The following is a 13,200-nucleotide window of genomic DNA, read 5'->3' on the forward strand; positions in this document are numbered from 1 at the left end:
GCAAAAGACACCAGCGCCTACTTCTCTTTTTAATTTATTGAATATTAACTTAAACAACCCAACCTTGTTAACAGTTAATTATCAAAATAGCGAATTATGCTGCACTAACTCAGATGTAAGCAATTAGGTGAATATCTATCGATAATCGTTACTACTGTGTTCGAAAGATATTCACCATTACATACTAAAAAAAGAAAAGGGCATCATTAAATGATGCCCTTTTCTATTAGCGTAGCTTGTCAACAACGTTGACGATGGCGGCCAGTGTATCTTGACCAAATTGATACGAGCGGCGATCTGACCAGCCATAATCTGGATCAGGTAAGCCATCGTTATCTTTAAATGGCATTTCAACGGTATAAGCCAGTGCCTTAAACTCTTCTGCAACAGCAGATGAACCAACGGTTAGATTTGCTTGACCTGGCTCGTCTTTCGGGTAGCCATGCACATCTTGGAACTCAGGCGTAACGACATGTAAAGCGGCTTTAAAACTGTCTTCTAAGTCTTTTAGGCGCGCATCATAGCTTGGAATACCTTCACTGCCTGCAACAAAGTTATAGGGAATAGCTTCATCACCGTGAATATCTAAGTGCATATCAACACCCGTCTCACGCATTTTGTTTAGTACTAAATACACTTCAGGACTATTTTCCATGCTCGGGGTTTGCCATTCACGGTTTAAATTCACGCCTTTGGCGTTAGTACGTAAATGACCGCGTACACTGCCATCAGGGTTCATATTTGGTACTATGTAGAAAACTGCTTTTGACAGTAATGCCGCTGCATGCGGGTCTTCATCATCTAATAACTTATGCAATACGCCTTCAACAAACCATTCAGCCATTGTCTCGCCTGGGTGCTGACGGGCTGTGATCCAAATAGTTTTCTTGTTTTCATCGCTTTCGCCACCAATGCGCAATACGCTCATATCACGGCCATCAAGGGTTTCACCGAGTGTTTCAAGCTGACAAGCCTCTTGGCTTTGTGCCCAAGTGATCAAATCTAAGTGGCGCTCATAACTGTATGGAGCAAAGTAAGCAAAATAAACGGTGCCGCACTCTGGCTCAATCTCAAATGATAACGTGCCATCATTATAGTTTGAAGGAACGCGAAACCATGTTTGGCGATCATACGAGGCAACCGCCTGATAGCCATCCCAACCATCTGGGTAAGCAGAATTTTCAAGATTATTAATATGTAGTTTGTGACTTTGAAAAGGGGTGGTTTCTAGACGAAAATGAAACCACTGAAAAAAATCAGATAAATGATCTTTATTGATCTCAAGTTGAATATTTAGTGGATCGGTCGCGGCAATGACCTTGATATTGCCACTGTCAAAATTACTGGTGATTTTCATTTTATTAAACCTATATATGAAAAGTTAATCGCTCACCTTTCGCTTGTTAGTGAGAAATCAAACAACGCCCCAATTTAAAGGACGCATTGTTATTAAAATGTAGCCTACCACATGGCTTTAGTTTTGAAAAAACATTCACGACTAAAAAAGCCAGCGAATGCTGGCTTTTTATAAATATTTTTAAGCTATTGCCTATTAACGCGGCAAGCTTGGGAATGAAACTTCAGCCATATCGCGCATGCAACGCACAACTTGGCAGCTGTAACCAAATTCATTATCGTACCAAACGTATAGTACGATACGGTTGTCATCAACGATTGTTGCAGTTGAATCAACCACACCCGCATAACGACTGCCGACTAAATCTGTAGATACAATTTCAGTCGATGCAGTGTAATCAATCTGATCCCGTAAATCTGAATGCAGTGCTGCATGGCGTAAGAACGAGTTTAACTCTTCAACCGTAGTACTGGTTGCAAGATTCAGGTTCAAAATAGCCAAAGACACATTAGGGGTAGGAACACGGATTGCGTTACCCGTTAATTTGCCTTCAAGCTCTGGTAATGCTTTTGAAACGGCTTTCGCTGCACCAGTTTCAGTGATCACCATATTAAGTGCTGCAGCACGACCACGACGCTCCGCTTTATGATAGTTATCAATTAAGTTTTGGTCATTAGTGTACGAGTGTACTGTTTCTACGTGACCATTGTTAATGCCAAATTTATCATTTAGTGCTTTTAATGTCGGCGTGATTGCATTGGTAGTACAGCTTGCTGCACACACAATTTTATCTTCAGGCAGAATATCTTGGTTATTTACACCATATACGATGTTTTTGATATTCCCTTTAGCAGGAGCTGTTAATAGTACTTTAGCAGCACCTCTTGATTTTAAATGTAGACCAAGGCCAGCTTCGTCTTTCCAGATCCCGGTGTTATCAACGATCAGTGCATTGTCAATACCATACGATGTGTAATCGATTTCATCTGGTGAATTAGCATAAATAACTTGGATGTAGCTACCGTTTGCTTTAATTGCATTGCGTTCTTTATCAATGGTGATTGAGCCATTGAATGGACCGTGAATCGAATCACGACGTAATAAACTCGCACGCTTTTCAAGATCGCCATCTTTACCACCACGAACAACAATGGCACGTAAGCGTAAGTCAGCATAAGGGCCTGATTTTTCAATTAGCAAACGCGCTAATAAACGACCAATACGGCCAAAACCGTATAACACCACATCACGTGGCTCTTTCGCTTGCGAGTTAACAATTTCAGCTAGCTCGTCGTTTAAATATTCTTCGATAGAACGACCGTTTGCAGCATCGTTAAATAAATAACCATAAGCAAGTTTACCGATATCAATACGTGCAGAGTTTAAATCCATTTTGCTGATAGCTTCTAAAAATGGGAAGCTTTCACGTAAACGTAATTTAGTGCCTTCAAATTGGGCAACTGTTTTGTGAGACTTGATGATATCAATTGTACTGGCATTAACGAGAGGACGGCCATATACAGCGATTTCAATACCGCGATTACGATATAGCTTACCAATGATAGGTTGCATGCTTTCAGCGTAATCTTGGCGTTCTTGCCAACTATTTGTGTATTCTAACTCGTGAGATGAGGTCATTATATTTACCTAATTAAACAATTTTTGAACGGATAGCCTTAAGACATATTGTGTTTTGAGAGCAATACGCCTCAGTGGGCAGCGCTATTCTAATTTAAACTAACTTTATTCTCCACTGTTAGAGAGCAATTCATTAGGCTAGAATAGTAAAGAAATAATTAAGCTAGGGTTAAGGGATGTTGCTAAGAGCAAGTGTTGTACTGAGTTTATTGGCGTTAACTGGGTGTGAAGAGCCTTTAACACTAACGAAAATATGTGAAGAGACACCTGGGTTATGTAATGACTTAAATAAAGACAGTCACTGTAAGGCACAGCGTGCTGAGGTGATCATGGCGCGTTACCATGAATACAAACACCCTACTGATGACAATAAATACTTGCTATTAAAAGGTTTTGAAAAGTACGATCAATGTGTTTCGCTGGCAGCAAAAATTGAGCATATAAAATTAAAAGAAAAAACCACCTCTCGCGTGGAAGCTCATTTAACCAGTATTAAGGAAATGACGCGCCTTTATCAAGATACCAAAAATACCAATCATCCAGGCCTATTGTATTATCAATGGTCGCGCAATAATAACCAATCGGCACTGACTAAATTACTCGCGCTTGAAAACGACCCGAGTGTAACGCAAGATGCGGAAATCCAATTTTTCTTAGCAAGCTACTTTATTAAGTTTGATGAAGAGAAAACCATTGATTTACTCTATAAAACCTTAGAGTTAAACAAAGCAGATCAAATCCCAAATCCTGAAATTTACACCACCTTGGTAAGTTTATTCTACAAGCATGAGAAATATAAACACGCTTATACTTTTGCCAAGGTTGCACAGCTTTCTGGTATAACCAATGTTGAAATTTTTCCTATTGAACAACAATTAACTGCATCAGGGAAAAGTCTCGACAGTTTAGATACCTTGGCGCAGCAAACCTATGACAGTATTAATGCAGGGCAGTTTGTCTCACCACGAGAGTTTTAGGCTCAACAATTAATCCTGATAAATTCAAATTTACGCAGTAGAAAAGAAAAAGGCAGCTTACGCTGCCTTTTTTAATTTATTTGCTCGTGCCAACTTCAACACGAGTTTTGAGCTTTTGACCCGGTCGAAAGGTCACAACACGTCGCGCCGAAATAGGAATATCTTCTCCTGTTTTCGGGTTACGGCCAGGCCTTTCTTTCTTGTCACGAAGATCAAAGTTACCAAATCCAGAGAGCTTGACCTGCTCGCCTTTTTCAAGCGCTGAGCGGATTTCTTCAAAAAACGCTTCAACTAAATCTTTGGCATCCTTTTTATTGATCCCCAATTTTTCAAATAGGTGTTCAGCTATGTCGGCTTTAGTAAGCGCCATATCTAGTCCCTCAACGATGCATTAAACTGTTCGGCCAGTGCGGCCACCACGTTATCAACTACTAGATTGATATCTTTCTCTTCGAGCGTTCTATCAACCGCTTGCAGTGTTAGAGCAATCGCCAAACTCTTATAATTTGGCTCAATACCTTTGCCCTTATACACATCGAATAAGTTTAGGTCAACCAATTGATTTCCGCCAACTTTTTCTATCACTGATAAAATGTCGCCAGATTTCACCTGATTTTCCACTAAAATAGCGATGTCGCGGCGGTTTGAAGGGAACTTCGAAACCCCTACTGCCTCTGGTAAATTTCTTTTTTCAATGGCTGACATTTCAATTTCAAATACATAAGTCGCATTATTGATATCTAACGATTTTTGTACTTGAGGATGAATAGCACCAAAGAATCCGACCTTTTTACCAGCAACATAAATCACTGCAGATTGACCTGGGTGTAAACCATCCGATTGTTCTGCTTTGATCTCAAAACGAGTTATATCATTGGTTAATGAAAGTAATGCTTCAACATCACCTTTTAAGTCATAAAAATCAACAGCACGCTTTTCTTCAACCCAATGTTCGCCATGGGCAAGGCCTGTAATAGCACCACCGATAACCGCAACTTGATTCACGCCATTTTCTGCGTTTTCATCACGTAAAAATTTAAGACCATGCTCAAATAAGCGAATACGTGGTTGTTGGCGGTTTTGGTTATACATTACTGATGCAAGTAAACCCGGCATTAAGCTGACGCGCATTGCCGACATTTCAATTGAAATTGGGTGCGGTAAAACCAGCGCATCACTGTCAGGGTGCAAAATAGCTTGCGCTTTAGGGTCAACAAAACTGTAAGTGATCGCTTCTTGATAACCACGTGCCACTAATGTATTGCGGAATTTGCTTAGTGCGATATTCGCTTCATTGTGAGTAGTCATTTTTAATTTAGCTGTTGGTGCAACGTTTGGAATACTGTTGTAACCATATACACGTGCAACTTCTTCGATTAAATCTTCTTCGATGCGAATATCAAAACGGTAGCTTGGTACATCTGCGCTCCACACACCATCAACGATTTTAACATCAAGGCCTAAACGAGTCAGTATATCGGTTACTTTCGCATCATCGATATGATGACCGATAACACGGTCTAAACGGGCACGACGAAGGCGTACTTCAGTAACCTTAGGTAGCTTATCTGCGGCAACTGCTTCAACCACAGGACCGGCTTGACCGCCTACGATGTCAAGCAATAAGGCTGTTGCACGTTCCATTGCATCATGTTGCAATGCAAAATCAACACCGCGCTCATAACGATGCGATGCATCAGTGTGTAAACCGTAACTACGGGCTTGACCTGCAATCGCCACTGGGTTGAAAAACGCACTTTCTAATAAGATATCAGTGGTTTGTTCAGTAACACCTGATTGCTCACCACCAAAAATACCGGCAATCGCCAATGCTTTGTTGTGATCGGCAATAACTAACGTTGATTCATTTAACTTTGCAGTGTTGCCATCTAGCAATACCAACTCTTCACCAGCATTAGCACTACGTACTTTAATGCCGCCTTCAATGGCACTTAAATCAAATGCATGCATTGGGTGGCCAAGTTCAAGTAATACGTAGTTAGTTACATCAACTACAGGGTCAATGGCGCGCACGCCACTACGACGAAGCTTTTCAACCATCCACAACGGCGTTTCTGCGTCTAGGTTAATGCCTTTGATCACACGACCTAAATAACGCGGACACGCATCTTCATTGACCAATTCAATCGATACTTTGTCATCTATAGTTGGCGTAACCGCAGGAATTTCTAATGCTTTCACATCAATACTGTTCAGTACACCTACTTCACGAGCAATACCTTTAATGCCAAGGCAATCGCCACGGTTAGGGGTTAGATCTACATCAATAATGTTGTCATCAAGGCTTAAGTATTCACGTAAGTCAGTGCCAACTGGTGCATCTAGTGGTAACTCCATGATGCCATCGCCTTCTTCGCTGATACCCAGCTCCACGAACGCACATAGCATACCGTGAGACGGCTGACCGCGTAATTTGGCTTTTTTAATCTTAAAATCGCCAGGTAATACAGCGCCAACAGTGGCTACAGCCACTTTAATGCCTTGACGGCAGTTTGGTGCACCACAAACAATATCAAGTAGCTCATCGCCACCAACATTAATTTTTGTTACCCGCAGTTTATCTGCATCTGGGTGTTGGCCACATTCAACCACTTCACCTACAACAACGCCATTAAACTGGGCAGCCGCAGGCTCTACATCATCGACTTCAAGGCCAGCCATTGATAACTGTTCCGAAAGAGCCTGCGTGTCAATTGCAGGATTAACCCACTCTCTTAACCACTTTTCACTAAATTTCATGTTATTTCTTCACTCTTAACGGAACTGATTAAGGAATTTTAAATCGTTTTCGAAAAACGCACGTAAGTCATTTACACCATAACGCAGCATGGTTAAACGCTCTACGCCCATACCAAAGGCAAAACCGGTGTACTTTTCAGGGTCGATGCCTACTGATTTAAGTACATTCGGGTGCACCATTCCGCAACCTAGTACTTCTAACCATTTGCCATCTTTGCCCATTACGTCTACTTCCGCTGAAGGCTCTGTGAATGGGAAGAATGAAGGACGGAAACGAACTTCCATGTCTTCTTCAAAAAAGTTACGTAAAAAATCATGCAAAATACCTTTAAGCTCTGTGAAGCTTACATCAGTATCAACCATTAAGCCTTCCACCTGATGAAACATTGGCGTATGCGTTTGGTCGTAATCATTACGGTATACACGCCCAGGCGAAATAATGCGCAGTGGCGGCTGCTCAGTTTCCATAGTGCGAATTTGCACACCACTGGTTTGCGTACGTAAAACCAGTTTTGGATTAAAATAAAAGGTATCGTGATCAGCGCGAGCTGGGTGATGCTCAGGAATATTTAGCGCGTCGAAGTTATGAAAGTCATCTTCTACTTCAGGGCCAGATTTAACAGCAAAACCTAATTCACCAAAAAAGCTTTCAATGCGTTCGATTGTGCGTGTTACCGGATGCAAGCCACCCGTTGGCATAACACGGCCAGGCAAGGTTACATCAATGGTCTCAGCCGCGAGTTTTTCTTCAAGGGCTTTGCTTGCCAGTAACTCGCGCTTTTCATTAATTGCAGCTTGCACATCTTGCTTCGCTTGGTTAATAACTTGGCCTGCTTCTTTGCGTTCTTCAGGTGCAATTTTACCAAGGGTTTTTAATAGGTTAGTGATTTCGCCTTTTTTACCAAGGTAGTTAACCCTGATATCTTCAAGCTGCGCGATTTCACTGGCACTGGCGACCGCCTCAAGTGCTTGCGCTAATATATTTTCTAAGTTCATTCGATACCTGATCTTTCACAGAGGTGATTGCATTTAAGTAATAGCTAATGATAACTGAAAGCACAGGCTAGATTCTAGACCTTATACCAATCTTATTGAATTCTTTCCCATTCTGGTTCAGCAAAATGGGAACTTGAGCTACTTTTTGGAAGAATTAGAGCTGTAGAGTGGATTTTATAAAGGGAATGGTTAATTTTCGTTGTGCAGCCATCGATGCATGATCGAGCTTATCAAGCACATCAAGCAGTGCGCGCATATCGCGACTTAAGCGGGTTAATAAAAATCGTGCGCATTCATCACTGAGCTCTAATCCGCGCATATTGGCACGTTTTACTAATGCTTCGGCTTTATCATCATCACTCATAGAGCGAATTTGAAATGTCGTGCCCCATTTTAACCTTGATTCGAGATCAGGCAGGCTAATATTGAGCATATCAGGGAGTAGATCCGCGGTAACCACGAGGCACTTTCCTGGTTCATTAAAACGATTAAAAAAATTAAATAAGGCTTTTTCCCAAGCGTCATTACCAGCCACTAAGTGGACATCATCAATACATAATACATCAAGCGCATCTAAGCCATCGAGTACCATAGGACCAAAATCAATCACTTCACGCATGGATAGTAACATAGTCGATAAACCACGTTCTTGGGCATGAATACAGGTTGCATACAGTAAATGTGATTTACCAGAATCCCCTAAACCACACAAATAAGTATACTGAAATGTGGTCGCTAAACTGTCAAACGCACTTTTTAAATGGCTCACTTCCAGAGAGTTTTCACCGCCAAAATAAGAGGCGAAGGTTTCATCATCTGGTAATGTTACCGGCAATGCCATTTGCACCGGTTCCATTACCTGCATTACAAACCAACCCACTGATACTCTAAGTCGTTTTGAGCTGCCACAGGATAAAAAGCACGAGGGTCAACAAATGGCTTAAACGCACGGTCCAGCTCTAACGCTTTTTGTAAGTCATGCATACTACCGGTGTGATTTAAAGCAAAACTGACCACCTCAGGTGTACGCGAAACGATGGTTACTTGGGTCACCACACTTAAACTTTGTAACTGACGCTTTGCTAATTCAATATCAACAAAATTATCAGTCCCTTTTAATTTAAACACTGCATGGGCAAGCTGTGTAGTAGAATTTGGGTCAACGGCATATTCATTGGCCAAGCCAGCCGCTAAGCTGTCAATCATTAAAGCAATTGCTTGTTGTTTATCACCTGTCACTCTGTTTGCTTCAAACAGGTCGTCGTTAGTAAAACGCCAATCAAGTAACCATATCTCACTGTCTGGCTGTTTATATAATCGTGCGGTAATACTGCGCTCAGCGCTGTAACGGCTCGATGCCTGCTCTACCGGCGAAGAAAAGTTACCCCATACTTCAGGTATACCCACCAGTGCACGGTCTTCTAAGTCAAGCAATGGCACCACGACGGGTAAACCTCGACGAGCTGCGGTGCTGTAAATAAGTTGCTCTAACTGCGGGTAACTTTCTTGGGTTACCAGTTCACGACGCCAGTTATCTTCGATGGCGAGCCAAATCGCCACGAGTGGACGACGCGTCCCCCACAACGGCAAGTTAAGTTCTTTTACAAGTGCATTAATTTTGTTGGCTTCAAATTTAACCACGAGATTAAGCTGACCATCGGCTTTTTCGTCGTATTCAAATTTAAGCATGTATTCTGAAATATCTTTACTGCGTTGTTGAGCAATTGGGTTCTGATCCGCATTCGGATCACCACTGACCTTAACCAGTACATTGAGCAACGCCTCGCGGCTGGCATTTAGTCTCGCATCGCGGGATTTGTCAGATACTTTTAAGACATCTTGATATAGATCAGTCACTTCAACTGCTGCTGCAGTAAAAGTTAGGAAAATGGAAGCAATAACAATAAGTAATCTAGGCACAGGACATTAGTTCTTGGTTTTAAACTGATTTGATCCTAATTCAAAGCACTCAACAAAGCAAAAATATATTAGGGTCTATTAACTTTTCAGGATTAAAAGTTGTTCAAGCTAGGCAGAACCCAACAGGCAGCGCGTGTTCGCATTGCTGCTAGAGTAGCGCCTATTTATGAGGAACAACCACACAACAGAGGCTTTACCTAGGCTCAACACAAATACGCTACTGAAAAATTAACCTCGAAAGATAACCAGACCCTTGTAAAAACCACTTACGAATAAGTGGTTTTTACATGCTGAAATGAGTGAAAATTAAAAATTCCAGTTCAAGCCAACATAAAAGTTACGCCCGGTGGTGTAGTTATTACCTGCAACCTTTTCTTTGCGCTGCGTGTAATAAGCTTCTTGTCCTTGTGGAATACCACCTTCTGGCACTTCAATTTGTTTACGGATGAAGTAATATTCTTGTGCTTCATCCAGTAAATTGGTAATTGAGAAGGTCGACATAATATTTTCTGTGATTTGATAGGTCATTTTCATATCAATTGACTGCCTATCATCAACCACAAGATCTGATTGCGAATTAGGCCCCACAAAATACTGCGAACGATAATTATAAGAAAGTCGTGCTGAGAATGACTCATTTTCAAAATACACTTGCGCATTGCCTGTGTGTTTCGAATTCCCCTCTGAACGAACGTTTTCAGTGTAAGGTGTATCAGTTTCAAAACCAGTTACAATGACATCGCCATTCTCATCGGTTTCTGTGATTGGTGTGAAATCCTGCGAAGTAAACTCTTCATCTGGTACATTGATGAAGGTGTAGTTTCCTTGCACACCAAAACCATTACCAAAATCATGTTGTAGCTGCACTTCGTAGCCATTAATTTGCTGCTCACCAACATTATAGTTAGAGGTAATTGCGTATTCACCTTCAGCTAACTGACCGTCGTTAGTATATAAACCAGCTCCTGTTAAATCACGAATTGAAGTTTGGCTGCGGATGATATTTTTTAAGTCTTTATAAAAAGCAGTAATGCCAACTAATGACGAATCAGTAAAATACCATTCTAAACCAAGTTCAAATTGATTTGCTTGGTATGATGCTAAATCTGGATTACCTACAACACCTACTCGTTGCGAATCTTCTTCTTGAACGGCACCTTGATCATCATAGGTACCACTAATATCATAACCATCACGCAACTGTGCCAAGCTTGGGTGATCAATAACTTTAGAGGCCGCAGTTCGGATAACTAATTCGCCTGTTAAGTTGTAGCTTAAGTTTATACTTGGTAACACGTCTTGCGTATCTGATTGCGTAGATACTGGCTGCCAAATAGTATTACCAAGCTCATCAACTCCCACACTTTGATAGTTAAGTGATGAGCGTTCAGTATCAACAAAACGCACACCAATGTTACCGCGCCATTTACCGCCACCAATGTTCGCCATAATATAGGCTTCATTGATATCACTGCCTTGATCGTAAAATTGTGCCTGCTCCTGTTGAAAGCCAGTGCGACAGCCTCGATAACCCGTGCCATCGGCAGCTAATGCACTCGCACAATTATCTAGATTATCAACAACGAGGTGATCATTTTGCCAAATGTCATCACGCAGGTTTTTATCCACATCAAAAAATGCTTGTGGGAAGGTACCTACACCATCACGCACCCCAGAAATAGTGCCGCTGGCAAGCTCACCGGCAATAATTCGCTGCCCTTCGGCACGTTTTGAGTTTGCAAGATAGCGTGAATTTTTTGATGATTTTTTACGAATTTTAAATCCTGATTCAATAGACGTAATATAGAAATCGTTATCTAAAGACCAAGTGACATCACCTTGAAAATAATTTTCATTATTTTCTCTAAATTGCTCACGTTTAAAAAAGCCATTGAGGTACATTTCAGAGGTTGGGTTTGCTAGCCAATTTTCAGCACCACCGGTTACACCCCAGCCCGGCGTATTTGCATCCGCATCATAGTCGTAATATACCCCCACATCAGCAAGACCGGTATCTACACCTTCTTGGAAGTTTAAATTAAACTCAGTACCAAAGTCTGATACGTAAGATTCAGAGGTAGAGCGGCCAACTTGAAACTTCACAAACACGTCATCAAACTGATAATCGACAGTAAAATTTAATTGATCATTGCTGGCATCGCTGCCATCACGGTCCTGAAACTCCATCGCAAGTAAATTATTAATTGGACCGCCATAACGAACCCCTTGTGAATTAACAGCGGTAATATCATTCACATTAGCTTCGGCACGCAATAACAGGTCTTGAATACGATCAACATCGTATCCAGGTGCAGAATTCGCCTCACCCGTCGAATAAGCCCAGCGCGCTAAATAATAATTACGCATTAGCATCGCATGCGATTCATTGTCATTGTCGTTATAGTTATAGGTATAATCTAAATTAAAGTTTAACTCATCTGTTGGCTGATACTGAAAAGCAATTGTACCGTTTAAGCGTTTCTTTTCGCGGAAGAATCGGGCTGAATTAGGAATTCCCCAATAGGCTCCCGGCTTTTCGTAACTGTCACTGCTGGTGTTATACACGTTATTGTTATCGAGGGAATTGCTAATTTGATTTGGTTTATCATTGCGATAGTAACCGTACCAACCACCTATTGCTTCATTGCCATCTCGTTGTGTATTTACTTCTTGATAGCTTAAGTTTAGCGATGTACCAAATGAGCCTTCTTCATTTATCCAATTATACAAACCACTCAATTGTGGCGAGGTTTTATCATAGGCATCGTTATAATTTGCTTCAGCTTTAAGATAACCAGAATGATTTTCACGCTCTAACGGTTTTTTGGTGTGTAAAATAACCGTTCCGCCAATACCACCTGCAGGCAAGTTTGCTTGTGGAGATTTAAATACTTCAATTTTAGAGATTTGATCTGCGGACATCGATGAGAAATCAAACGAAGAAGTTTCTTCTCTGAGCGGTAATGAAGCTGCAGATTCAAGCGATTGGCCGTTTAGTAAAGTATTGGTAAACTGCGGCGCTGTACCACGGATTGACACTTGTGAACCTTCGCCAAACTCATTAGTAATTTGCACCCCAGGCACACGCTGAAGAGCCTCGGCCATATTACGGTCTGGGTTTTTGGCAATATCTTCAGTGTTTATTGAGTCAACAATCGCATCAGAAAAGCGCTTATTGTTTAAGTTATCACGCAGTGAGCCACGGATACCTGTCACTTGGATCACTTCGACATCATCAATTTTACTTTGCTTAGCCTGTTCGGCTGCTGGTTTTCTTGTAACTTGTTCAAGCTCATTCGCAAAGGCAGTAAAAGAAAAAGAAGACCCCAATAATAAAGCCACCTGCGTCGCTATTGTAGTTTTTTTAACCGTTTTTTGTTTCATCAAAACTCCAAAACATAATTTATCTATCAAGACTGAGGAACATTTGAATGCTTCTTTTAATAAATCAATCAGCGCAAGCGGTGAATAAAAAAACACCAAAAATCAACAAATAATGAAACAATGAATAAAAGATTAACAGACAAAGAACAGTCACTTATCCACAACACA

9 protein-coding genes are annotated in these 13,200 nt (G+C 41.2%); 1 reads left to right on the forward strand and 8 read right to left on the reverse strand.

Annotated elements, in window-relative coordinates:
* Positions 1–226: 226 nt before the first annotated feature.
* Both A7968_RS20395 and A7968_RS20400 read right to left on the reverse strand, forming a co-directional pair.
* Entirely contained in the window at positions 227–1,357 is a 1,131-nt protein-coding gene (locus A7968_RS20395; protein ID WP_064668367.1) for a M14 family metallopeptidase, read from the reverse strand.
* 195 nt (positions 1,358–1,552) lie between these two features.
* Positions 1,553–2,995, reverse strand: coding sequence for a glyceraldehyde-3-phosphate dehydrogenase (locus tag A7968_RS20400; protein WP_064668368.1), 1,443 nt, complete (start codon positions 2,993–2,995; stop codon positions 1,553–1,555).
* Between the two features lie 176 nt (positions 2,996–3,171).
* On the opposite strand from A7968_RS20400, the gene A7968_RS20405 reads away from it, so the two are divergent.
* A complete protein-coding gene (locus A7968_RS20405) occupies positions 3,172–3,972 on the forward strand; it encodes a DUF2989 domain-containing protein (protein ID WP_064668369.1) in 801 nt (266 codons plus the stop codon).
* Between the two features lie 76 nt (positions 3,973–4,048).
* On the opposite strand, the gene ihfA is transcribed toward A7968_RS20405, so the two are convergent.
* The 6 genes from ihfA to A7968_RS20435 form a co-directional block, all read right to left on the reverse strand.
* Entirely contained in the window at positions 4,049–4,342 is a 294-nt protein-coding gene (ihfA, locus tag A7968_RS20410) for an integration host factor subunit alpha (protein WP_016707763.1), read from the reverse strand.
* Between the two features lie 2 nt (positions 4,343–4,344).
* Positions 4,345–6,732 (reverse strand): phenylalanine--tRNA ligase subunit beta, encoded by a 2,388-nt coding sequence (gene pheT / locus A7968_RS20415; RefSeq protein WP_064668370.1) that lies wholly within the window; start codon positions 6,730–6,732, stop codon positions 4,345–4,347.
* 15 nt (positions 6,733–6,747) lie between these two features.
* On the reverse strand, positions 6,748–7,728 hold the full coding sequence (pheS, locus tag A7968_RS20420; RefSeq protein WP_064668371.1) for a phenylalanine--tRNA ligase subunit alpha: 981 nt from the start codon (positions 7,726–7,728) through the stop codon (positions 6,748–6,750).
* Between the two features lie 154 nt (positions 7,729–7,882).
* Positions 7,883–8,593 (reverse strand): DnaA regulatory inactivator Hda, encoded by a 711-nt coding sequence (hda, locus tag A7968_RS20425; RefSeq protein WP_192541624.1) that lies wholly within the window; start codon positions 8,591–8,593, stop codon positions 7,883–7,885.
* A complete protein-coding gene (locus A7968_RS20430; protein WP_064668372.1) occupies positions 8,593–9,648 on the reverse strand; it encodes a DUF2066 domain-containing protein in 1,056 nt (351 codons plus the stop codon). The genes hda and A7968_RS20430 overlap by 1 nt, the downstream gene beginning before the upstream one ends.
* A 306-nt stretch (positions 9,649–9,954) precedes the next feature.
* On the reverse strand, positions 9,955–13,032 hold the full coding sequence (locus tag A7968_RS20435; RefSeq protein WP_064668373.1) for a TonB-dependent receptor: 3,078 nt from the start codon (positions 13,030–13,032) through the stop codon (positions 9,955–9,957).
* Between the last annotated feature and the right edge of the window lie 168 nt (positions 13,033–13,200).

Origin of the sequence: Pseudoalteromonas prydzensis, assembly GCF_001661495.1 — a bacterium.
Taxonomy (GTDB): Bacteria; Pseudomonadota; Gammaproteobacteria; order Enterobacterales; family Alteromonadaceae; genus Pseudoalteromonas; species Pseudoalteromonas prydzensis.

What these genes read in the sequence shown, in the direction of transcription:
- A7968_RS20395 (WP_064668367.1), bottom strand. Translation starts at nt 1,357, where the DNA reads ATGAAAATCACCAGTAATTTTGACAGTGGCAATATCAAGGTCATTGCC.
- A7968_RS20400 (WP_064668368.1), bottom strand. Translation starts at nt 2,995, where the DNA reads ATGACCTCATCTCACGAGTTAGAATACACAAATAGTTGGCAAGAACGC.
- A7968_RS20405 (WP_064668369.1), top strand. Translation starts at nt 3,172, where the DNA reads ATGTTGCTAAGAGCAAGTGTTGTACTGAGTTTATTGGCGTTAACTGGG.
- ihfA (WP_016707763.1), bottom strand. Translation starts at nt 4,342, where the DNA reads ATGGCGCTTACTAAAGCCGACATAGCTGAACACCTATTTGAAAAATTG.
- pheT (WP_064668370.1), bottom strand. Translation starts at nt 6,732, where the DNA reads ATGAAATTTAGTGAAAAGTGGTTAAGAGAGTGGGTTAATCCTGCAATT.
- pheS (WP_064668371.1), bottom strand. Translation starts at nt 7,728, where the DNA reads ATGAACTTAGAAAATATATTAGCGCAAGCACTTGAGGCGGTCGCCAGT.
- hda (WP_192541624.1), bottom strand. Translation starts at nt 8,593, where the DNA reads ATGCAGGTAATGGAACCGGTGCAAATGGCATTGCCGGTAACATTACCA.
- A7968_RS20435 (WP_064668373.1), bottom strand. Translation starts at nt 13,032, where the DNA reads ATGAAACAAAAAACGGTTAAAAAAACTACAATAGCGACGCAGGTGGCT.